The organism is Enterococcus sp. DIV0712 (assembly GCF_050554855.1).
GTDB classification, from domain to species: domain Bacteria; phylum Bacillota; class Bacilli; order Lactobacillales; family Enterococcaceae; genus Enterococcus; species Enterococcus faecalis.
On sequence record NZ_CP187333.1, the window covers coordinates 933,071 to 955,973 of the forward strand.

Here is a 22,903-nt window from a genome sequence, read left to right on the forward strand (position 1 = left end):
AATCTAAAGAGAAATCCAGAATGAACACATGATTGTGTTCGTTTTGGATTTTTTGCTTTTGTTTAGCGAATGTATGTTCTATAATAGGGAGGCAGATAGGTGGGATTACGTGAAATCAACGAGAAAAATTGCGGTTCGTCAAGTGGTCGAATTTATTTTAAGGCGGGGAAGTATCGATTCTCGCCATGTGAGTGAACATACACCACAAGAAGGTAGTCGCCTTCATCGAATGTTGCAAAAGGAAGCGGGGAGCCTTTATCAAAAGGAAGTATCTTTAAAAATTGAGGTGCCTTTAAATGGCCATAATTATTGTGTAGAAGGTCGTGCAGACGGCATTTTTGTGAAAGAAACTGGACAAGTGGTCATTGATGAAATTAAAACATCCGAACCAGCGTTTGAAGAATTACCGCCAGAAAAGGTCGAATTGTTTTGGTATCAAGCGATGTGTTATGGTCACATGTATTGCCAACAAGAACAACTTTCTGAAATAACGCTTCAACTCACTTATTATCAGACCACCACAAAACAAATCACACGACAAGAACGCCATTTTACAGAAGCTGCATTAGCGGAGTTTTTTACTGATTTGATGAAGCGCTATGAACAGTGGGTAATTTTTAAAGAAGAGTGGCGTATTTTGAGAAATAAATCATTAAAAAATCTTAGTTTTCCTTACGGGGAGTATCGCAAAGGGCAACGAGAATTGGCGGTAGCCGTCTATAAAACAATTCTTAGTAAACAGCGGCTCTTCGTGGAAGCACCAACTGGAACAGGCAAGACAATGTCCACTCTTTTTCCAGCGATGAAAGCAATTGGTGAAGAAGAAGGTGAACGGATTTTTTATTTAACAGCTAAGACCATTACGCGGCAAGTGGCTGAAGATGCCGTCAAAGCGCTGTCCGAAAAACAAGCGCAAACTAAGAGTATTACGTTGACAGCAAAAGATAAAATTTGTTTTTTAACTGAACGAAATTGTACGCCAGAACATTGCCCGTTTGCTGACGGCTATTATGATCGTTTAAATGAGGGACTGTGGGATTTATTGCAACATGAAAATCATTTAACGAGAGAGGTTATTGAACGGTATGCACAAAAGCACCAATTGTGTCCATTCGAGTTGTCGCTAGATGCAAGTCTTTGGTGTGATTTAATTATTGGCGATTACAATTATCTATTTGATCCAACTGTTTATTTACGGCGCTTCTTTGAAGAACCCCAAAGTGCAGAAGAGAATATTTTTTTAGTGGATGAAACCCATAATTTGGTTAATCGTTCACGGGAGATGTATTCGGCCGCTATTTCTAGGAATGCGGTTTTGCAAATTCAAAAAAGATTGCAAAAAGAATCTATTCAATTAAAAAGAGCTTGTCAAAAAGTCTTAACTACGTTTGATGATATTGAAGCAATCTGTGAAGAAAAAGACACGGATTTTTTTGCCCAACGCGCGCCAATTGATTCATTAGTTAAACAGATACATCGATTAACAGAAGTAATTGCAGAATGGTTGCCAGAAAATCAACACATTGAGGAATTGGCGTCGATTCTCAGTTTTTATTTTGATTGTTTAAGTTATCTTCGAATCAGCGAGTATTACGACAACGGCTTTTATACGTCTATTTCTTTGCGAAACTATGACTGCGTTGTGAAACAATTTTGTGTCGATCCGGCTTATTTATTGTCACAACGATTAGATAAAGGGAAAGCGAGTATCTTATTTTCGGCAAGTTTAACACCTCTGAATTATTATCAAGAAGTGCTTGGTGGAGGTGAAGAAAGCCTACGTTATCGGATTCCGTATCCTTTTCCAGAAGAAAATCAATTGTTGATGATTGGTAGTCATCTTCAAACAACCTATAAAAACCGTGAAAAAAGTTATCCACAGATTAGTGAACTTTTAGGGAAGTTAAGTGAAACAAAAACAGGTAATTATTTAATTTTCTTCCCTTCTTATGCCTATATGGATGATGTCTATCAAGTATTTAGCCAATGCTACCCGCAAGTAAAAACTCAAATTCAGGGAACGGACTTAAACGAAAAAGAGCGAGAAGCATTTTTAGCTGAATTTAAAGAGAATCCTCAAGAAACTTTCATCGGTTTTTGTGTTTTAGGTGGTATATTTTCAGAAGGAATTGACTTGAAAGGTACCCGATTGATTGGTACGATAATTGTTAGTGTCGGGCTACCACAAATGAATCCGGAGCAAGAACTGATTCGCACTTTTTATCAAGAAGAGCGAGGGCAAGGGTTTCAATTTGCGTATCAAATTCCTGGCATGAATAAAGTCTTGCAAGCGGCTGGACGTGTCATTCGAGATGCGCGAGATAAAGGCTTTGTGTTGTTATTAGACGAACGATTTGAATTACCAAGTGTCCAGCGTTTCTTTCCGCCGCATTGGTTGGCGCATCGAAAGGCAAACACCAATGAACAACTCATTCAACAAGTGAAACAATTTTGGTTAAAAAATAAAGAAAACAAAGGAGGAAACAAATGAAGACCATTTTAGTCCTTCATACAGGTGGGACCATTTCCATGTCGAAAGTAGCAGGAGGAAGTGTTGCCCCGAATGAAAAAAATCCGTTGATGGAACAAGAAGCATTATTTTCTGGCAAGGTTCATTTAGTTGTCGAAGATATTTTTAATATTCCCTCACCACACATGACCTTAGAACGGATGTTTCAATTAAAAGAACGGATTCAAGAAGCTTATTCTGAACCAATTGATGGCGTGGTTATTACGCATGGAACAGATACATTAGAAGAAACTGCTTATTTTTTAGATATAACCTTAGAGAAAAAAATCCCCATTGTTTTAACAGGAGCAATGCGGTCAAGTAACGAAATCGGTAGTGATGGCTTGTATAATTTCATCAGTGCTATTTGGACTGCTTGTTCAGACGAATCGTACGATAAAGGTGTTTTAGTCGTGATGAATGATGAAATTCATACGGCGCGTTATGTGACAAAAACACATACAACGAACGTAGCGACGTTTCGGACGCCAACTTTTGGACCAATTGGAACCATTGCGAAAGAACGTGCTTTTTTTGCGAAAGAGGTCTTACCGCAAGAAGTTTGCGATGTTTCTTCTGTGAAAGGGAATGTTCACGTAGTGAAGGCCTATGCGGGGATGGGTGAACGGATGTTTGAATTATTAAACACCCCAGAAACGGATGGGTTAGTAATTGAAGCGCTAGGCGCGGGTAATTTACCGCCAGAAACGCTCCCAGCATTACAAAAAATGCTAGACAACGGGATTCCAGTCGTTTTAGTTTCTCGTTGTTCTAATGGCATCGCTGAAGATATCTATGATTATGCTGGTGGTGGCGTTGGCTTGAAAAAAATGGGGGTCGTTTTTGCCCGTGGTTTAAACGGACCGAAAGCGCGGATTCGTTTAATTGTTGGTTTAAACAGCGAAAAAAATCCTGCAGAGTTAAAAGAATTTTTGGAACAGTAACTAATTTTAAGGAGAAAATAAATGAAGCTGTTTGAACGCATTCATCAAGATACTGAAATTCGACAAATTTATGATGCAATTGGTCAAATGGAAGATGAAGAAGCTGGGTGGGCATACCACAATTGGTTTCATGTAACCAATGTCGTGGCCATGACGGAAATTATTTTGAAACAACTTGCTGTTTCAGAGGAGTATTTAGAAGCGGCAAAAATTGCGGCACTGCTCCATGATGTGGGTGCGCTACAAGGAAAAGCAGGACATGCGCTTCGGGGGAAACAATTTGCAGAAGCATATTTTCGTAAGCAAAAGATTTGTTTGCCTTATCAAGAAGAAATTTTATCTTCTATAGAAAATCATAGTAATGGCTTTGATTCGGAAGAGTTAATGACGCTAGCGATAATCATTAGTGATAAATTAGATATTACAACCTCTCGTGTTGCAAAGGCTGGTTATTTCGTGCCAGGAATGCGGCAATTTCAATTTTTAAAGAAAATTGAAATTATGCTTTCAGAACAAGAGGTTTGTGTCTCGTTTACGGCAGAAGAAGAACTGGATTTAGAAGAATTAAATGCGTTTTATTTTATGCCAAAGGTCTTCAAAGCAATTGCCGCTTTTTCAGAAAAAATCCAACGCCGACCAATCGTTTTATTGAATAAACAAGAATGGCCGGTACCAAAACAAAAAAATCCTTCAACTGTTCATTAACAGTTGAAGGATTTTTTTAGCGATAATTATTAAACTCAAGAGCCATTGGTAAATCTAATTCTCGTAAAAGAGCCATGACTTTTTGTAAATCATCCCGACTTTTTCCAGTTACCCGAATTTTGTCTTCTTGGATTTGTGACTTAACTTTAATCCCAGAGTTTTTGATAGCTGTGTTGATTTTTTTCGCATTTTCTTTATCAATACCACTGATTAAATCACCATATTGGCGAGCAGTACCGCCTAAGGCTTTTTCACTTTCTGAGAAATGAATATTTTTAATCGGAACATTGCGTTTGACTAATTTTCCAAATAAAATATCCTTCACTTGCTCGACTTTATAATCATCTTCAGCTACGACTACTAGTTTATCGTTTTCCAATTTAATATCAGCAATTGACCCTTTAAAGTCAAAACGATTTTTCAATTCTTTCAAGGCAATTTGAATCGCGTTTTTGACTTCCTCCATATTCACCTCTGAAACTACATCAAAACTTGCTTCTTTTGCAGCCATGTAAAAACCTCCTAAAATATTCTTTGCTTCATCATATCATGAAATAGTAAAAAAGGTTAGGCTAGAATCATTTTGAATAGAGAAATAAGAAGATCAGTTTTTAGGGATATCTTCCCGCATTCTTTCATGGAAACGTTGCAAAAAAATTTTTTTCAATGTTCGCTTTTAGCCCCTTTTCTTTTAGGATAGAACCTGTTATTCTAAGTCAGAAGAATAGCGAAGGAGCGAAGAAAAATGAGTCGATTGGTTAGTACTTACCAAAGAAATGAATCGATAAAAAAAATAGCAGTGATGGCGATAACCGCTTTGACTTCTGCGGTCGGTTTGAATTTCTTTTTGATTCCGGCAAAAGTTTTTTCGGCAGGGATGAACGGAATTGCGCAAATCATTGCTACATTATTATATACAAATTTAGGAATCCATATTAATACAGGGATCTTCATTTTATTTTTAAACATTCCCGTCTTCATTCTAGGGTTTGTAAAATTAGGGAAACAATCAACGATTCTTAGTTTCATCAATGTTATTGGCATTTCCGTTGTCACTATGTTTGTGCCAATCGTAACAGTCACAACGAATCCTTTGATGAACGCAATTATGGGTGGTGTCTTAGTCGGCGTTGGCGCAGGGCTTTCATTGAAAATGGGCTTTAACACTGGCGGCATGGACATTATTTCACTGATTCTTTCAAAAACAACAGGGAAAACAGTTGGTAATTTTATGTTCTTATTAAATGGTATTATTGTGCTGTTGGCTGGTTTTGTATTTAACTGGGAAAGTGCGTTGTATACTATTATTTCTATTTACTGTTTGAGTCAGGTGGTCGACATGATTCATACCAGTCACCAAAAAGTCACAGCAATGATTGTCACCACGAGACCAGAAGCTGTTGCCTTAGAAGTTTCTCAACAAATCGCTCGTGGCATGACCTTGTTGCCTTCAATCGGCGGCTATTCAGGTGCAGAAGGTCGGATGATTATGATGGTCATTACTCGCTACGAGCTCTATGATTTAGAACAAGCAGTTTACAGTATCGATGAGAATGCCTTTGTAAATATTTTACCAACACAATCGGTTTTAGGGCGTTTTGCCAATGAAGATGAACAACGGATTTTTCATAGTACAGGAACATTTCCTGAGCTTCAATCCTACAAGGTGAAACGTTATCCATCAAAGAAAAAATTAAAATAGCAAGTCGGCCTTCAGGTCCCAAAGTCTTAACGGGAAAACTGGAGGTTTTTTTATAAAAATGAAGGTTATGTGAAAGAATAGACAAAAATTTTCTGAAAAAGGGAATTTTACTAGAAAAGTGTCAGGAATTCTGCTAAAATAGAACCGTTGGTTAGGGAACACCTAACAAATAAAGTTTTTAAAAACTTAGGAGGAATTTTTTATGCCAGTAGTATCAGGAGCAGAATTCTTAAAAGCAGCACGTAAAGGCGGCTATGCAGTAGGTGGCTATAACACAAATAACTTAGAATGGACACAAGCGATTTTAGAAGCAGCAGAAGCTAAAAAAGCACCAGTTCTAATCCAAACATCAATGGGCGCTGCTAAATACATGGGCGGCTACAAAGTAGCTAAAGACATGATTACTAATTTAGTAGACTCAATGAATATCACAGTTCCAGTAGCAATTCACTTAGACCACGGTGACTACGAAGCTGCTTTAGAATGTATCGAAGTTGGCTATACTTCAATCATGTTTGATGGTTCTCACTTACCATTCGAAGAAAACTTAAAATTAGCGAAAGATGTAGTTGAAAAAGCTCACGCTAAAGGTATTTCTGTCGAATGTGAAGTTGGTTCAATCGGTGGTGAAGAAGACGGAATCATCGGTACTGGTGAATTAGCTGATATCGAAGAATGTAAACAAATGGTTGCTACAGGTATTGACTACTTAGCATGTGGTATCGGTAACATCCATGGTCAATATCCAGAAAACTGGAAAGGTTTAGCATTTGATCACTTACAAGCAATTGCTGAAGCTGTCGGTTCTGATGTACCTCTAGTATTACACGGAGGTTCTGGTATTCCTCAAGAACAAATTGAAAAAGCAATTTCAATGGGTATCTCAAAAGTTAACGTAAATACAGAATTCCAATTATCATTCGCTAAAGCAACGCGCGAATATATTGAAGCTGGTAAAGATTTAGAAGGTAAAGGATTTGACCCTCGTAAATTATTAGCACCAGGTAAAGCTGCAATCATCAAAGATGCAGAAGAACACATTGATTGGTTCGGTTCAGCTAACAAAGCTTAATCAACTAGTTACGTTAAAGACAGCCACAGCACGTGGCTGTCTTTTTTATTTTTTGTTATTTTTTCATTCTATTAAAATACCTGAGAAGTTTTCTTTTTTCTTAAGCCTGATTATGATAGAATGATTGGGTAGTTTATTTAGAAAACGTATATTACAGATAGGTGAGAATATAAATGAAAAAAATCGTAATCAATGGGAATCGTCCATTAAAAGGCGAAGTAACCATTAGCGGCGCCAAAAATAGTGTGGTCGCTTTAATTCCAGCTGCTATTTTAGCAGATTCGCCCGTGACTTTAGATGGCGTTCCTGACATTCAGGATGTTCACTCATTAATTGAAATTTTAGAAATTATGGGTGCTAAAATTACTTTTGAAAATAATACATTAATTATTGACCCAACAGAAGTTGTTTCTGTGCCTATGCCAAAAGGAAAAATCAATAGCTTACGTGCGTCCTATTATTTTATGGGCTCACTTCTTGGTCGATTTGGGGAAGGCGTTGTCGGCTTACCTGGCGGTTGTTACTTAGGCCCTCGTCCAATTGATTTACATATCAAAGGATTTGAAGCATTAGGCGCTCATGTAACCAACGAACATGGGGCGATGTACTTGAGAACAGACGAAGCTGGCTTACAAGGAACCCGAATTTTTATGGATATGGTATCTATTGGCGCTACAATCAATGTCATGTTAGCCGCAGTTAAAGCCAAAGGCAAAACGATTATTGAAAATGCTGCGCGTGAGCCAGAAATTATTGATATTGCTACATTATTAAATAACATGGGTGCAAAAGTTCGAGGAGCCGGAACGGATGTTATTCGGATTGAAGGTGTCGAAGAATTACATGGCTGTCGTCACTCGATTATTCCAGATCGAATTGAAGCTGGGACTTATTTAGCTATGGCAGCAGCTATGGGTGAAGGAATCAAGGTTCGAAATGTTATTTATGAGCATTTAGAAAGCTTCATTGCGAAATTGCAAGAAATGGGCGTTAAGATGACAATTGAAGAAGACATGATTGAAGTTCATCCGTCACATGATCTGAAAATGACGACGGTGAAAACCTATCCGTATCCTGGTTTTGCCACAGACTTGCAACAACCGTTAACGCCATTACTTTTAAAAGCGCAAGGAACTGGTGAAATTATTGATACGATATATGCTCAACGAAATAAGCATATCCCTGAGTTGGTGAGGATGGGGGCTGATGCTTCGGTTGAAGGCAATATGATTATTTTAAATGGTCCAAATCAATTGCACGGTGCAGAAGTAGTCGCCTCTGATTTACGGGCAGGCGCGTGCCTAGTCACTGCCGGCTTGATGGCTGAAGGTATGACAACTATTTATAATGTAGAATATATTTTACGTGGGTACGACCACATTATCGAAAAGTTAACTGCTTTGGGCGCTGATATTCAAATGCTAGAAACCGAAGAACAAGAAGGTCCGTTTGAGGTGGATCAATGAGCGACTATTTAACAATGGCTGAATTGGAAAACAGTACGTTAAAAGATATTTATGCGTACGCGAAAGAGTTTAAAATTCCTTATTATAGCCAAATGAACAAAAAAGAATTGTCTTTAGCTGTGATTCGTGCACAAGCTGAGAAGCAAGGTTTTTTCTTCATGGAAGGAATTTTAGATATTGTTTCTCAGGATGGTTATGGCTTTTTGCGGCCAATTAATTATGGACCAAGTGCAGAAGACATTTATATTTCTTCTTCTCAAATTCGTCGTTTCGGATTGAGAAATGGGGACAAAGTAGCTGGCAAGGCGCGTCCGCCAAAGGAATCAGAACGTTACTATGGACTCATGCATGTTGAAAGTGTCAATGGGAAAGATCCTGAAGAAGCGAAAGAGCGGCCACATTTTCCAGCGCTAACACCGTTGTATCCTGAAAAACAATTAACGTTAGAAACAACGGCTGGCAGATTATCAACACGAATGATTGATGTATTTGCCCCAATTGGTTTTGGGCAACGTGGTTTAATTGTAGCGCCGCCAAAAGCGGGGAAAACAAGTGTTTTAAAGGAAATTGCTAATGGGATTACAGAAAATCATCCTGATGTGGAATTGATTCTGTTGTTAATTGACGAGCGTCCTGAAGAAGTGACTGATTTAGAGCGAAGTGTTAAAGGCGATGTGGTTTCTTCAACTTTTGATCAACAACCACAAAATCATACGCGAGTTGCTGAATTGGTTCTGGATCGAGCAATGCGCTTAGTTGAAGACAAACGGGACGTAGTTATTTTAATGGACAGCATCACTCGTTTAGCAAGGGCCTATAATTTAGTGGTCCCGCCTAGTGGTCGAACCTTAAGTGGCGGAATAGATCCAGCTGCGTTTTTCAAACCTAAACGATTTTTTGGTGCTGCCAGAAATATCGAAGAAGGGGGCAGTCTGACTATTTTAGCCACGGCATTGGTGGATACAGGTAGCCGAATGGATGATGTTATCTATGAAGAATTCAAAGGCACAGGCAATATGGAGCTCCATTTATCTCGTGAATTAGCAGAGCGCCGTATTTTCCCAGCAATTGATATTAAAAAATCAAGTACGCGAAAAGAAGAGTTGCTAATGACACCAGAACAACTAGAAGAAACGTGGAAATTGAGAAATAATATGTCAGGAGACTCGCTGGAATATACGGATCAATTCATAAAAATGTTGAAACGGACCCAAAATAATCAACAATTATTTGAAGTTTTCCATGATGTTTCGTTTGGCAAACAAATTAAAAGAAATCCAAAAAGATAATTGCATACCAACTGAAAACATGGTAAGATAGCATTGTTGTATACCGACAAAATAACTCTGATACAGCAAATGGATCAGGGCAAAGGAGCGAAAAAACGTATGAAACAAGATATCCATCCAAATTACCAACCAGTAGTATTCATGGATTCAACAACAGGTTTCAAATTCCTTTCAGGTTCAACTAAAGGATCTTCAGAAACTGTTGAATGGGAAGATGGCAACACTTATCCATTATTACGTGTTGAGGTTACTTCAGACTCACACCCATTCTACACTGGTCGTCAAAAATTCACACAAGCCGACGGACGTGTGGACCGTTTCAACAAAAAATACGGTCTCAAAGACGAAAACGCAAATCCAGACGCATAGTCTTTCAAAACATTGTTATGACAAGGTTTATAGAGGTTTTCCACTGTGGTGGGAAACCTCTTTTTTTGTTGGATAGGCAGTTTTAAATTCAGAGAAATTATTTAAATATTATTTTATTTAACTGAAAGTATAGCTAGTCCGTATACCGTATAATTTAAATTATTTGGATAGTATACATATTGTAAAGTGCAATTGTCTTTTTAGAATCTTTAAGGTATAATTTGTTTTAATGAGTTTATATGTAAGCTTTTTCTTTTTAAAGACTTTGATCATATCTTTTTTATAAGAAAACTATTGTTTGTGAAAGGATATAAAAGTGCTAAAACAATTGTACTTAACAGTATTAAGATGGAGACCGTACAAGCATAAAAAAGTAAAAATTGTGTACATAATGAGTTTCCCAAGAAATGATGGACATTTAATTGAACAATTAGAACAACAATATCACGGAATGATAATAGTACTTTATACAAAAAATTGTCAATCATACGCAGCATCCTTAAATCAAAAAGGCATAAAGACGATACTTTTTGATAAGAAAACTTTGTTGATTACAACGGCGATTTCATACTTGAAGTCAGCGCCGTTAATTTTTGTAGATAATTATTTTCCAGAATTGGCAATTTTAAAAAAAAAGCAAGTAGTTATCCAATTATGGCATGCTAATGGGGCTTTAAAACAGTTTGGCTGGGGTGCTTATCACACGAAACATAGAAGTAGCAAGGATCAAATCAGGTTTCAAAAAGTTTACGATAAAATGAATTATTTTATCGTTAATTCACTAAAAATGGAAGCAATTTTTAGAAACAATTATCGTCTCGAGAATGCTCAATTTTTTCATTTTGGTTCGCCGCGTCTTGCTTATCTTGAAAAATTAGAGGTAGGAGAAACAAATCAGAATAACAAAATTTTATATGCACCAACTTATCGAGAGGGATCGAACGAAATGATGCTTGTGATAAATCAAGCAATAAAGGCTTTTTCTGCTATGCCAAAGTTTCATTTTTATATGAAATTACATCCATCAATCCAGTTAGATGCCATTGAACTACCGAGAAATGTTTCTATTTGGGAAAAGCATATTTTTGAAAGCTTTAGTGAAATAGGCTACTTGATTACTGATTATTCGAGTGTGGTCTTTGAATACATGCATGTTAAAGAGCAACCGAACATTTTATTTTTTTGTCCAGATTTAGAAAAATACGCATTAAATCCTGGAATTGAGCCTGATTTTTTTGAATATTTACCAGGACCGTTAGTTGAAAATGAAAAACAGTTGATTGTGGCATTGTCAAATTTTTCAATAAATAGTTATAAAGATAATATTACTAGAATTAACGAAGAATGGAATCAATATCAGTCAAAAGAGACCATTAATAAAATAGTAGAGTTGGTAGAGAGAATCTTGGGGGGATTTTGTGAAAAGTAAGGTACGCACTGAATATATTGGGGGATTACCAGTTGACGTATTAACACATCAAGAAATTATGGATGACTTAGAAAGTTATCTCAAAGCTAAAGAGAAAATGATTGTAACTAGCGTTAATCCGCAAATTTCATTGTTAGCATTTGAACATCCAGAAGTTAAGTTATATTTGAAAAGAGCAACTCATCGGATTGCGGATGGGATAGGTGTGGTCAAGGCATCGAAACTAATGGGTGGGTCTATTCGTGAAAGAGTTACAGGAATTGATGTCATGGATAATTTTTTAGAGTATGCAAATCAACATAAGGAACGAATCTTCTTGTATGGTGCAAAGCAAGAAGTAGTTGAAGCAGCAGCTAAAAATATTCAACAACAATATCCAGGGATTGTTATTAGCGGTATTTTACATGGCTATACAAAGAAAAAACAGCAAGAAATTGTGGAACAAATTAACAAAGCTGAACCAAGGTTTGTCTTTGTAGCATTAGGTTCACCGAAACAAGAGATTTTTTTGGAACAAACAATTGATCACCTGACAGCTAATGTATTTTTAGACGTAGGCGGTACTTTTGACGTATTAGCTGGATCAGTAAAAAGAGCGCCAGAATTTTATATAAATCACAATTTGGAATGGTTATATCGTTGTTTGACAATGAAGAGATACGATCGGTTAATGCAAATTCCTAAATATATTTATTTGACTATTAAGTATCGGAACAACAAGTCTAGGGGGCAGTAAATGATTATTTTGTTTATTTGGGAAAATGACTTAGACACAACTTTTTATATCGTGAAAATAGAGAAAGATGAGAAGTTCATTTTACGAGTACCACCTATTCACAAACTAAGTAAATTTGTTCAAAATAATCAATGGAATAGTTTGATAGAAGAATTAAGAAAATTGTCTTCATATGAAGTAACTGAGTACATAATTATAAAAAAAGCAATGCTTTTTTCGTATCTTTTTGAAGACGATAAAGAAATTGTTATTTCAAATCAAAGTGAGCGGCATCTAATAGATCAAAATGGCAAAGAATGGTTTTTACCAAAAGGAAAAGTTGCTGTAAATCAAGAGGTGCTTTCAGAATATCTTCGTTTTAGTCATTCAGATGCTGAACGTTCATTTGAGCATCAGGAACACATTTTTCGTTTAACGAAAATTAAATTATTAAAAGATAAAAATCCGTTAAAATTGCAAAAGCAGTTAAAGCAATTAAAAAAAGCTACAACAACGTCTTTCTCTATAAAATCTCTGAGTAAGTTATTACTAATTTATACTGCTACAGAAAATAAAAAATTTGATCGAAAAACCATCAAAGTCAATCAAGAGTAGCCTTTTTTCTATTCATAAAAATTGATAATTAACGAAGAAATATCAAAGTACAAATGGAGGTTTTTATGAAAAAAATACTTACTTACGGCACATTTGACCTCCTACACTATGGTCATATTAATTTGTTGAAAAAAGCGAAACAACAAGGGGACTACCTGATTGTTGGACTTTCAACAGATGCTTTTAATTTAGAAAAAAAGAAACAAAGTTATTTTTCATATGAAAAACGTAAACAATTATTAGAGGCAATTCGTTATGTTGATTTAGTTATTCCTGAAACTAGTTGGAAACAAAAAGTTTCCGATATTGCTGAATTTAAAATTGATACTTTAGTCATGGGTGATGATTGGCAAGGGGCTTTTGATTTTCTAGAAGTTGAAACAACCGCAAAGGTTCTTTATTTGCCACGAACGCCAGAAGTATCAACCACACAGATAAAAAAAGAATTATATTATAGTGAATAATAAAAAGTCTCCTTGGTATTTTTCAAGGAGACTTTTTTCAAGATTATCCTTCCCAAAAGTCAAAGATTGATCAGCATTGTTTCGCTGATTTGTTAGACTAGTAGGTACATTCAGCTTTATAAAGGAGATCTTGAAGAAATGAGTAGAAAAAAAGTCGGTGTTTTCTGTCTATTTCTGTTTTTCACATTTTTTATTATTGTTCCAAAAGTAGAAGCTACAGAAGAAATGAAGACTAAATTTACAGTAACGCCTGTTTTACCAGAAAATCAAGTGTCAGGAACATCTAGTTATTATGATTTAATTCTGGCACCAAAGCAATCTTCCACTATTGTCCTAGATATAAAAAATAAGACAGACGAAAAATTGTCCATCGTATTGACTCTAGCAAATGCATCAACAAATGATAATGGGTTGATTGTGTACAATGATTTTGATAAACCACTTGATTCATCGTTAAAGGTTCCGCTGACAGACTTGGTTACTTTAGAAAATGAGGAAGTGAGTGTGCCGCCTCATCAAACAGTATCAGCAAAGATGAAGGTGAAGGGACTTGATCAGCCTATCAAAGGAGTTGTGTTAGGCGGGGTTTATGCGCATCTCAAAGATGAAAAAACAGAGGAAGAGAACCAAACAACGGGATTAACCAGTCGCTACGGGTTTAATGTTGCGATTGCCATGAGGAGTGCTGAGAATGCTCCTTTAACAGAGGTGAACCAACTGAAATTAGCGAAAGTAACACCTACAATTGCTTTAGGGGCCAAATCACTAAAGGCGGTCATTCAAAATCCATATGCTGCTATTTTTCCAGAAGTTCGTTTAGAAGGTCAAGTGATAAAAAAAGAATCCTCTAAAAAAATTGCACAACGGACACTAAAAAATGTTCGCTTTGCCCCAAATAGTTCCATGAATTTTCATCTTGATTTGGGTAAACAACCGCTAGATGCTGGGACTTATATATTTACAGGACGTGCTATTTTACAACAAGATGAACAACAGTCTTGGCCTTTTCAACAAGAATTTACGATTAACACTCGTGAAGCAAAAAAATTGAATCAAGAGGCTACGGTCAAATGGGTCCTACCTACATGGTGGTTACCGACTTTCTACACGTTGTTAGTAATCACAATTGGGGCAATTTGTAGTGTCATTTGGCGCAATAATTATCAAAAAACAAGCGAAAAGGAGAGTGAGAATAATGGCTAGTTGGTTTTGGTTGTCTGGCGGTTTAGCGGTCATTTGTTTTATGTTTTTCCTCTTTTCTTTGGTGACTAGTATGAGTTTTATTCAGCATGCAAAAGAGCCCAGAAGTATTCTAAAAGAAACGCTTTTAAGTTGGTTAATGCTTTTACTTAGTGGTGGGTGGATTACAATCGGACTATTGTTATATTTTTCGCTAAAGAATCAATAAACAAAAAACGAGCATTCATTGTTAGATAACCGTGAATGCTCGTTTTTTTGTTTTAGAAAAATGCTCTTTAGCAACTTGCCAGATTTCATTGGGCAACCTGACTGAAATTGTTAAATTGTTCTGTCGAAACGACAAAAAAGTGGTAAACTAAACGTGTATGTTAGTTATTTAATCAAAAGTAATGTATCCGCTTACTTATAAAATGGAAACGAAGGAGCATATTGCAATGACAGAAAAACTTTTAGGAAGTATCGAAGCCGGTGGCACAAAATTTGTATGTGGCGTTGGGACAGATGATTTGACCATCGTAGAACGTGTCAGTTTTCCCACAACAACCCCAGAAGAAACAATGAAAAAAGTAATAGAATTTTTCCAACAATATCCTTTAAAAGCGATTGGGATTGGTTCGTTTGGTCCGATTGATATTCACGTTGATTCTCCTACGTATGGTTATATCACTTCTACACCAAAATTAGCTTGGCGTAACTTTGACTTGTTAGGAACTATGAAACAACATTTTGATGTGCCAATGGCTTGGACAACGGATGTGAATGCTGCGGCATATGGTGAGTATGTTGCTGGAAATGGGCAACATACATCTAGTTGTGTATATTATACAATTGGAACTGGTGTTGGCGCTGGAGCGATTCAAAACGGTGAGTTTATTGAAGGCTTTAGCCACCCAGAAATGGGGCATGCGTTAGTTCGTCGTCATCCTGAAGATACGTATGCAGGAAATTGTCCTTATCATGGAGATTGTTTAGAAGGGATTGCAGCAGGACCAGCAGTTGAAGGTCGTTCTGGTAAAAAAGGTCATTTATTGGAAGAGGATCATAAAACTTGGGAACTAGAAGCTTATTATTTAGCGCAAGCAGCGTACAATACAACTTTATTATTAGCGCCAGAAGTGATCATCTTAGGTGGCGGCGTCATGAAACAACGTCATTTGATGCCGAAAGTTCGTGAAAAATTTGCTGAATTAGTCAATGGATATGTGGAAACACCGCCTTTAGAAAAATACTTGGTGACACCTCTTTTAGAAGATAATCCAGGAACAATTGGTTGCTTTGCCTTGGCAAAAAAAGCTTTAATGGCTCAAAAATAACCATTTATTCGTAGTTCATGCATTATATTTGAAGGAAATGGCTAAGAATGATACTCTTATTATGTAATTAATTATTTAGGAGGGATTAGCATGGCAGATTTAAAAGGACGTTTTGACGATGCAAAAGATAAAGTAGAAGGTACTGCAAAAGAAGCACAAGGCAAAGTTACGGATGATAAAGGCAAAGAACTTGAAGGAAAAGCTCAATCAACCTTTGCTGACGTAAAAGACAAAGCACGTGATGCCGGCGACGACCTTAAAGAAGGCGCTGAAAAATTAACTGATAAAGTTAAAGAAGGCTTTGAAGACTTAAAAGACAAATTTAGTAAAGATAAATAAAAATTAACAAAAGAGCGTGGGCTTACGTTATTTCAACGTAAGCCCACGCTCTTTTGTTTAGACATCAAATCCTTGTTTTTGCAAGAAAATTTTTACTTCTGGGCGACGATTATAAGAAAAATAGGACAAAGACTTCTGTGACCAATCCGCTGTTTGGGCGTTACTTGAGCGGCTGGCATAATAATCTTTTAATAATTCATCATACGCGTGCATATCTGTCAATTTGTCTGATTGGTAGTGATTTTCGCTTAAAATATTTTCAAAAGGCATCCGTGGTTTTACACCATTTAACGTTTCTGGTACACCGATTGTTAATCCAAAAAGTGGTACAGTTAATTCAGGCAAAGATAAGCGTTTGGCTACTGTGTCTAAGTCATTTCGAATGCCGCCAATATAACAAATCCCTAAATCCATAGATTCAGCCGCAATGGCCATGTTTTGCGCAGCAATCGTTGTATCAACGGCAGCTACTAATAATGATTCTGGTGTCTTTAAGGGTTCCAATGATTGCCCCTCTTTTGACAAAATCGTTGCATGACGATACAAATCAGCAACAAAAACATAGAACACACCAGTGTTAACGACATAGTCTTCACAATTCGCTAAACGTCCCAATTCTCTGCGTAGCTCAGGATCTTTGATTTCTATAATTGTATAAGCTTGTAAAAAATTGGAGCTTGATCCTGCTTGAGCTGCAGTAATTAACTGTTGTTTCTGCTTGTCCGTTAACGCTTGCTTTTTAAAATGACGAACGGAACGGTGACTTAGTAATTGTTCAATTGTTTGATTCATAAAAAACCTCCGTTTAAATTAAGAAAGAGAACAGAAAAACCCACAGCTTAATAGTGGGTTTCTCTGTCGTTAATTGCTAAAGATTACAGAATACGTTCAAATGGATCTAAACTAATTCCTTGGTCTAAAACGATTTTTGCGTATTCTTTCGCTGCAAATAAAGAATGATCTTTGTAGTTTCCGCACTCTTTTGCAGAGACTGCTGGAACAACTTCTGTATTGATTACTTTGTTTAAAACGTTGACTAATGCATCACGGATTTCTTGTGGTGAATGTTGATCCCACATAATCATATAAAAACCAGTGCGGCAACCCATTGGCGAAATGTCAATGATTCCTTTTAATTCATCACGCATGTTAACTGCTAATAAATGTTCCAACGTGTGTAATGCGCCTGTTGGTAGGGCATCTTTGTTTGGTTGTAAGAAACGTAAGTCATATTTTTCGACTAACGCATCACCATTTTGTTCTGTGCCAGCAAGGCGAACATATGGTGCTTTTACTGTGTTGTGATCTAATTCAAAACTTTCTACGCGTGCCATGAAATTTCGCTCCCTTTATAATTAAATTCGTTTTAACTATAACAAATTTAAGTCAAAAGTCAATGGATAGTCCTTTGATGGGTAATAGTTTTAAAATATCATGGGAAAATAAAAAAATCATTTTTTTGACTATGTAGGTTTTTTCAATACTATGGTAAAATAGGACAAGTAGCTTTTACAAGAAGGTAAGAGGGGAGTATGAAAATATGGGAAAAGAATATCATGTTGCCGTGGTAGGAGCAACAGGTGCTGTCGGGACAAGAATGATTGAATTGTTAGCAGAAACAAGTTTGCCAATTGCCAGTGTGAGGTTATTGGCGTCTAAGCGTTCTGCTGGACAAGAGATTCAGTTTAAAGGACAACCTCTTATCGTGGAAGAATTAGTCCCGGAATCATTTGAAGGAATCGATTTAGCATTATTTAGTGCTGGTGGGAGTATTTCCGAAAAGTTTGCACCAGAAGCAGTTAAGCGCGGAGCTGTTGTTGTTGACAACACTAGCCATTTTAGAATGGCAAAAGATGTTCCTTTAGTTGTTCCGGAAGTGAACCCGGAAGCCTTGAAAAATCATCAGGGAATCATCGCAAATCCCAATTGTTCTACGATTCAAATGATGGTGGCCTTAGAACCAATTCGGCAAGCGTTTGGCTTAGAACGAATCATCGTTTCAACGTATCAAGCTGTGAGTGGCGCAGGTATCCGTGCAATTAATGAGCTAAAAGAACAAGCCGAAGATTTTTTAGAGGGAAAACCTGTCAGCGAATGGTCAGCTGAAATTTTACCAGCTGGCAGTGACGAAAAACATTATCCAATTGCTTTTAATGCGTTGCCTCAAATTGATGTTTTTTCAGAAGCAGGGTATACCTACGAAGAATGGAAAATGATGAATGAAACAAAAAAAATCATGGGAGACAACAAGCTAAAAGTCGTTGCCACCTGTGTCCGTATTCCGGTAATTTCAGGACATTCTGAATCTGTTTATATAGAAGTGAAACAAGCAGATGCATCGGTCTCAGCCATCCAAGAATTAATGGCGCAAGCTCCAGGTGTAATTTTGCAAGATGAGCCAAGTGAACAACTATATCCACAAGCGCTAAATAGCGTCAACCAGAAAGAAACATTTGTCGGCCGTATTCGTCAAGACGTTGACGTGAAGAACGGTTTCCATTTATGGATTGTGTCAGACAACCTATTAAAAGGAGCTGCTTGGAACTCGGTCCAAATTGCTGAAACGCTACACGAAATGAATTTGCTTCGTGTACCTGAAAACGACTAGAAGGTTTGTATTGTATACTCGGGAGGGAATAGGATGGATTTAACGAATGCAACAATTATTACGGCAATGGTTACGCCGTTTCAAGAATCGGGAGAAATAGATTTTGATAAACTACCGCAATTGGTAGACTATTTATTGGCCAATCATACAGAAGGCGTTATTTTAGCAGGAACAACTGGTGAATCACCCACGTTAACTCATGAAGAAGAATTACAATTATTCCAGCGAATTATTGAACTGATCGATGGACGTATTCCGATTATTTGTGGTGTAGGTACGAATGATACACGTGACTCAGTCGCTTTTGTGAAAGAGTTAGCGACAATCGCTGGTATCGATGCTGTTTTGGCGGTTGTTCCTTATTATAATAAACCAAATCAAGAAGGTATGTATCAACATTTTAAAACCATCGCAGAAGCAAGTGAACTGCCAATTATTTTGTACAATGTTCCTGGTAGAACGGCTGCATGTCTAGAAGTGGAAACTACTTTGCGCTTAGCACAATTGGAAAAAATTGTGGCAATTAAAGAATGTGCAGGGTTAGATGCAATTACTGAGTTGATTGAAAGAGCGCCAAAAGACTTTCTAGTGTATACTGGAGAAGACGGGTTGGCTTTTGCCACCAAGGCACTTGGCGGACAAGGGGTTATTTCGGTAGCCAGTCATGTCTTCGGTTCGTCAATGTATGAGATGTATCAAGCGCTGGAGCAGGGGAACTTGCCGGAAGCGGCTAAAATTCAACGACAGTTATTACCAAAAATGAACGCATTGTTTTCAGTGCCTTCGCCGGCACCCGTGAAAGCGGCCTTAAATCATTTAGGTATTCCTGTTGGAAATTTACGTTTACCTCTAGTTGCTTGTACACCAGAAGAAGAGCAAAGAATTATTCGCACGTTAGAGATTTAAAGAACGTGTAATCATAGAGAGGTGAAAAGAGTGAGTACAATAAAAATCGTTCCATTAGGCGGCGTTCGTGAAAATGGAAAAAATATGTACGTTGCTGAAGTGGAAGATGAAATTTTTGTACTGGATTGTGGATTACAATATCCAGAGAACGAACTTTTAGGAATTGACGTCGTCATTCCGGATTTTACGTATTTAGAAGAAAATAGTGAGCGAATTGCAGGGGTCTTTTTAACACATGGCCATGCTGATGCAATTGGGGCCTTACCGTATTTGCTTTCAAAAATTCAAGTGCCTGTTTTTGGGACAGAATTAACGATTGAACTAGCAAAACTAAGTGTCAACAGTCATGCGGAAACGAAGAAATTTAAAGATTTCCATGTGATTGACCCGCATACAGAAATTGATTTTGGTCAAGCAACGGTGAGCTTCTTTAAAACAACGCACACCATTCCAGATTCGATTGGCGTTAGCATCAAAACAAAAGAAGGCAACATTGTTTATACTGGTGATTTTAAATTTGATCAAAGTGCGATTGAGATGTATCAAACCGATTATGGCCGCTTGGCTGAAATTGGGAAAGAAGGCGTCTTGGCGCTACTTAGTGATTCATCAAATGCTGAAAACCCAGCCCAAGTTGCATCGGAAGCCCAAATCGCTGATGAAGTGTTCGACACGATTCGCTATTGGGAAGGACGAATCATCGTGGCATGTGTGGCAAGTAATTTGCAACGGGTCCAACAAGTATTGAATGCAGCGGATCGTTCTGGTCGTAAAGTCGTTTTGACAGGCCAAGATTTTGAACGGATTATTCGGACGGCGATGAAATTGGAAAAATTACAATTGCCAAGTGAAGATCTATTAGTGAAACCAAAAGAAATGAAAAAATATGCACCCGAACAGTTATTAATTTTAGAAACAGGCCGGATGGGAGAACCTATTAAGTCACTTCAAAAAATGGCTAATAATACACATGGTGTCGTTCGAATTGAAGAAGGCGATTTAGTTTATATTACGACAACGCCGACAACGGCCATGGAAACAACGGTTGCCAAAACAGAGGATATTGTCTATCGGGCCGGTGCTACGGTGAAGCAAATTTCCGACAATTTACGTGTGTCTGGTCACGCTAATCCGAATGACTTGCAATTGATGCTGAACTTAATGAAACCAAAATATTTCATTCCTGTCCAAGGTGAATACCGCCAGTTAGCTGCGCATGCGGACTTAGCACACGAAATTGGCATGCCTTATAAAGATATCTTTATTACAGGTCGTGGGGACATTCTAGAGTATACAAAAGGTAGAATGTCGGTAGCTGGCAGCACAACGGCCGAAAATATTATGATTGACGGGATTGGTGTCGGCGATATTGGTAATATCGTTTTACGGGATCGTCGTATTCTTTCCGAAGATGGTATTTTTGTGGCTGTTGTGACAATTAATCGTCGAGAAAAACGAATTGTTTCACCAGCTAAAATTACTTCTAGAGGTTTTGTTTACGTTAAAACAAGTAAAGACCTAATGAAAGAAAGTAGCAATATTGTTACAGAAATTGTTGAAAAGCATTTAGAAAGTGACGATTTCGAATGGAGCAAACTGAAACAAGAAATCCGCGAAAACTTAAGCCGTTATTTATTTGAACAAACCAAACGTCGTCCTGTGATCTTACCAGTTATCATGGAAGCGACGCAACGCAAGCGTCCCAAAAATAACGCATAGTTCGTCCTGATAAAAGCAGGTGATTTTAGGAGAAATTCTTCTAAAGTCATCTGTTCTTTTTTGTAACTTTCTTCTATAAATATGGTACTATTAATCAGAGCGCTGAATAAAGGAGGCGATTTTAGTGGAAGAGATTGTGTTGTTCCATACCAATGATCTTCATTCTCACTTTGAAAATTGGCCCAAAATACGGCGTCTGGTTAAAGCCAAACGTTCGCTGTACCAAAAAGAGGGCAAAACAGTCGTAACCATTGATTTAGGTGACTTTTCAGATCGGTGTCATCCTTTGACCGAAGCAACAGATGGTCGAGCAAATGTAGCTATAATGAATACATTAGCGTATGATCTGGTTACAATTGGAAATAATGAAGGAATCGGCAATTCAAAGAAACAATTAGAGCATTTATATGATCAGGCAACATTTGAAGTGGTCTTAGCTAATTTAGAAGATCCAAAAACCCAAACGTTACCAGATTTTTGTCAAGCATATAAAATTATGACAACTAAAGAAGGCACAAAGTTAGGGTTTATTGGCTTAACCGCACCATTTCCTTTAACGTATAATCCCAATGGCTGGACAATCAAACAAGTGGAAGCAGTCCTTCCTCAACTGATTACAGAAGTTGCGCCTCAATGTGATGTTCTCATTTTGCTTAGTCACTTGGGGATAGATACTGATTTTATGATTGCGGCGAATTATCCTGAAATTCAAGTGATTTTAGGTTCCCATACACATCATTTATTTAAAGATGGTGAAAAAATTAATCATGTGCAACTAGCAGCTGCTGGCAAATATGGACAGTATATTGGTGAAGTGCATCTGTTTGTGGATGCCGACACGAAGCAAGTCACAAGTTATGCGAAAACCATTGAAACAGCAAGTTTAGAAGAGCAAGCAACGGATGCCAAGGAAATTGCGGGTTACTTAACGGAAGGTCATCGACTATTGCAAGCGCAGCAAATTGCACAAATCCCTGAAACCTTGTCAACGGACTTACGGCAACCGCATGCCTTTATAACTGTTGCCTTGAAGGCGTTAAAAGAAGCGGGGCAGACCGAAGCGGCTGTGTTGAACAACGGGTTATTTTTAGCAGATTTACCAGAAGGAATAATCAATGCAGACCAATTACATGAGGCCTTGCCTCATCCAATGCATTTAATCAAGGTTACCTTGAAAGGGTCAGACATGAGCCGTTTGATTCGTGAAATGGAAAAAAGTCGTCAATTTCTGCGGAAATTTCCGATTCGCGGGATGGGCTTCCGCGGGAAAATTTTTGGCGAATTATGTTATGATGGGATTCGTTTTGAGCGAAATAGCCAGACCGTTTTTTGGCAAGGGAAACCTATTCAGCCAGAGCAGAAGTATACGCTGACAACAGTGGATCACTTTCAATTTGTTCCGTTTTTCCCAACGATTGAGTTAGTTGGAGAAGTCGAATTTTTATTTCCAGACGTTTTAAGAACTGTCGTGGCGAACTATCTGCATGCCCACTATCCAATCAAATAAAAACAAGGTATAATAAAAACTAGGTGGTGAAA

The 22,903-nt window shown here is 37.5% G+C and carries 23 protein-coding genes; 20 read left to right on the plus strand and 3 right to left on the minus strand.

Features of this window, described 5'->3' with window-relative positions:
* Positions 1–28: 28 nt before the first annotated feature.
* Genes IGL42_RS04550 through IGL42_RS04560 form a run of 3 tightly spaced genes read left to right on the plus strand, consistent with a single transcriptional unit; the run spans position 29 to position 4,158 of the window.
* Positions 29–2,491: a helicase C-terminal domain-containing protein gene (locus tag IGL42_RS04550; RefSeq protein ID WP_025191835.1), complete on the plus strand. Its 2,463-nt coding sequence runs from the start codon at positions 29–31 to the stop codon at positions 2,489–2,491.
* On the plus strand, positions 2,488–3,453 hold the full coding sequence (locus tag IGL42_RS04555) for an asparaginase (RefSeq protein ID WP_010710474.1): 966 nt from the start codon (positions 2,488–2,490) through the stop codon (positions 3,451–3,453). Before IGL42_RS04550 ends, IGL42_RS04555 begins: the two co-directional genes overlap by 4 nt.
* Before the next feature lie 21 nt (positions 3,454–3,474).
* Positions 3,475–4,158, plus strand: coding sequence for an HD domain-containing protein (locus tag IGL42_RS04560; RefSeq protein ID WP_126263646.1), 684 nt, complete (start codon positions 3,475–3,477; stop codon positions 4,156–4,158).
* A 16-nt stretch (positions 4,159–4,174) separates the two neighbouring features.
* Here the strand turns inward: IGL42_RS04560 and IGL42_RS04565 are convergent, their stop codons facing one another.
* Positions 4,175–4,669, minus strand: a complete 495-nt coding sequence (locus IGL42_RS04565) for a YajQ family cyclic di-GMP-binding protein (RefSeq protein ID WP_002357974.1) — start codon at positions 4,667–4,669, stop codon at positions 4,175–4,177.
* A 234-nt stretch (positions 4,670–4,903) separates the two neighbouring features.
* Between IGL42_RS04565 and IGL42_RS04570 the strand changes: the two genes are divergently transcribed.
* The 13 genes from IGL42_RS04570 to IGL42_RS04630 all read left to right on the plus strand — a co-directional run bounded on the left by IGL42_RS04570 (position 4,904) and on the right by IGL42_RS04630 (position 16,131).
* A complete protein-coding gene (locus tag IGL42_RS04570; protein WP_010710472.1) occupies positions 4,904–5,860 on the plus strand; it encodes a YitT family protein in 957 nt (318 codons plus the stop codon).
* 202 nt (positions 5,861–6,062) lie between these two features.
* Positions 6,063–6,932, plus strand: a complete 870-nt coding sequence (locus IGL42_RS04575) for a class II fructose-bisphosphate aldolase (protein ID WP_002357972.1) — start codon at positions 6,063–6,065, stop codon at positions 6,930–6,932.
* Positions 6,933–7,105: 173 nt separating this feature from the next.
* On the plus strand, positions 7,106–8,398 hold the full coding sequence (locus IGL42_RS04580) for a UDP-N-acetylglucosamine 1-carboxyvinyltransferase (RefSeq protein WP_078122802.1): 1,293 nt from the start codon (positions 7,106–7,108) through the stop codon (positions 8,396–8,398).
* On the plus strand, positions 8,395–9,687 hold the full coding sequence (gene rho, locus IGL42_RS04585; RefSeq protein WP_002357968.1) for a transcription termination factor Rho: 1,293 nt from the start codon (positions 8,395–8,397) through the stop codon (positions 9,685–9,687). Before IGL42_RS04580 ends, rho begins: the two co-directional genes overlap by 4 nt.
* 99 nt (positions 9,688–9,786) lie before the next feature.
* On the plus strand, positions 9,787–10,056 hold the full coding sequence (locus IGL42_RS04590) for a type B 50S ribosomal protein L31 (RefSeq protein ID WP_002357967.1): 270 nt from the start codon (positions 9,787–9,789) through the stop codon (positions 10,054–10,056).
* A gap of 316 nt (positions 10,057–10,372) precedes the next feature.
* Positions 10,373–11,485 (plus strand): teichoic acid biosynthesis protein TagB, encoded by a 1,113-nt coding sequence (tagB, locus tag IGL42_RS04595; RefSeq protein ID WP_002371315.1) that lies wholly within the window; start codon positions 10,373–10,375, stop codon positions 11,483–11,485.
* A complete protein-coding gene (locus IGL42_RS04600; protein ID WP_002371313.1) occupies positions 11,475–12,221 on the plus strand; it encodes a WecB/TagA/CpsF family glycosyltransferase in 747 nt (248 codons plus the stop codon). The genes tagB and IGL42_RS04600 overlap by 11 nt, the downstream gene beginning before the upstream one ends.
* Positions 12,222–12,815, plus strand: coding sequence for a hypothetical protein (locus IGL42_RS04605; RefSeq protein WP_002363732.1), 594 nt, complete (start codon positions 12,222–12,224; stop codon positions 12,813–12,815).
* Between the two features lie 53 nt (positions 12,816–12,868).
* Positions 12,869–13,279 carry a glycerol-3-phosphate cytidylyltransferase gene (gene tagD, locus IGL42_RS04610; protein ID WP_002384695.1) on the plus strand — a complete coding sequence of 137 codons (411 nt, stop codon included), beginning with the start codon at positions 12,869–12,871 and terminating at the stop codon, positions 13,277–13,279.
* A 138-nt stretch (positions 13,280–13,417) separates the two neighbouring features.
* Positions 13,418–14,482, plus strand: coding sequence for a DUF916 and DUF3324 domain-containing protein (locus IGL42_RS04615; RefSeq protein ID WP_010710469.1), 1,065 nt, complete (start codon positions 13,418–13,420; stop codon positions 14,480–14,482).
* Positions 14,475–14,687 (plus strand): hypothetical protein, encoded by a 213-nt coding sequence (locus IGL42_RS04620; RefSeq protein ID WP_010710468.1) that lies wholly within the window; start codon positions 14,475–14,477, stop codon positions 14,685–14,687. Before IGL42_RS04615 ends, IGL42_RS04620 begins: the two co-directional genes overlap by 8 nt.
* A gap of 226 nt (positions 14,688–14,913) precedes the next feature.
* Positions 14,914–15,792 carry a fructokinase ScrK gene (gene scrK, locus IGL42_RS04625; RefSeq protein WP_002361643.1) on the plus strand — a complete coding sequence of 293 codons (879 nt, stop codon included), beginning with the start codon at positions 14,914–14,916 and terminating at the stop codon, positions 15,790–15,792.
* Positions 15,793–15,882: 90 nt separating this feature from the next.
* A complete protein-coding gene (locus IGL42_RS04630; protein WP_002357962.1) occupies positions 15,883–16,131 on the plus strand; it encodes a YtxH domain-containing protein in 249 nt (82 codons plus the stop codon).
* Between the two features lie 57 nt (positions 16,132–16,188).
* Here the strand turns inward: IGL42_RS04630 and nfsA are convergent, their stop codons facing one another.
* Complete coding sequence (gene nfsA, locus IGL42_RS04635; protein ID WP_010710467.1) at positions 16,189–16,923, minus strand: oxygen-insensitive NADPH nitroreductase; 735 nt, start codon at positions 16,921–16,923, stop codon at positions 16,189–16,191.
* A gap of 83 nt (positions 16,924–17,006) precedes the next feature.
* Positions 17,007–17,465, minus strand: coding sequence for an S-ribosylhomocysteine lyase (locus IGL42_RS04640; protein WP_002357960.1), 459 nt, complete (start codon positions 17,463–17,465; stop codon positions 17,007–17,009).
* A gap of 206 nt (positions 17,466–17,671) precedes the next feature.
* Here IGL42_RS04640 and IGL42_RS04645 point away from each other — a divergent pair, with 206 nt between their 5' ends.
* From IGL42_RS04645 to IGL42_RS04660, 4 genes are all read left to right on the plus strand, one after another.
* Positions 17,672–18,739 carry an aspartate-semialdehyde dehydrogenase gene (locus IGL42_RS04645; RefSeq protein ID WP_002381968.1) on the plus strand — a complete coding sequence of 356 codons (1,068 nt, stop codon included), beginning with the start codon at positions 17,672–17,674 and terminating at the stop codon, positions 18,737–18,739.
* A gap of 33 nt (positions 18,740–18,772) precedes the next feature.
* Entirely contained in the window at positions 18,773–19,645 is an 873-nt protein-coding gene (gene dapA, locus IGL42_RS04650) for a 4-hydroxy-tetrahydrodipicolinate synthase (RefSeq protein WP_002361644.1), read from the plus strand.
* 30 nt (positions 19,646–19,675) lie between these two features.
* Positions 19,676–21,364, plus strand: coding sequence for a ribonuclease J (locus IGL42_RS04655; protein WP_002357956.1), 1,689 nt, complete (start codon positions 19,676–19,678; stop codon positions 21,362–21,364).
* A 124-nt stretch (positions 21,365–21,488) separates the two neighbouring features.
* Positions 21,489–22,871 carry a bifunctional metallophosphatase/5'-nucleotidase gene (locus IGL42_RS04660; protein ID WP_002357955.1) on the plus strand — a complete coding sequence of 461 codons (1,383 nt, stop codon included), beginning with the start codon at positions 21,489–21,491 and terminating at the stop codon, positions 22,869–22,871.
* The last annotated feature ends 32 nt before the right edge of the window (positions 22,872–22,903 follow it).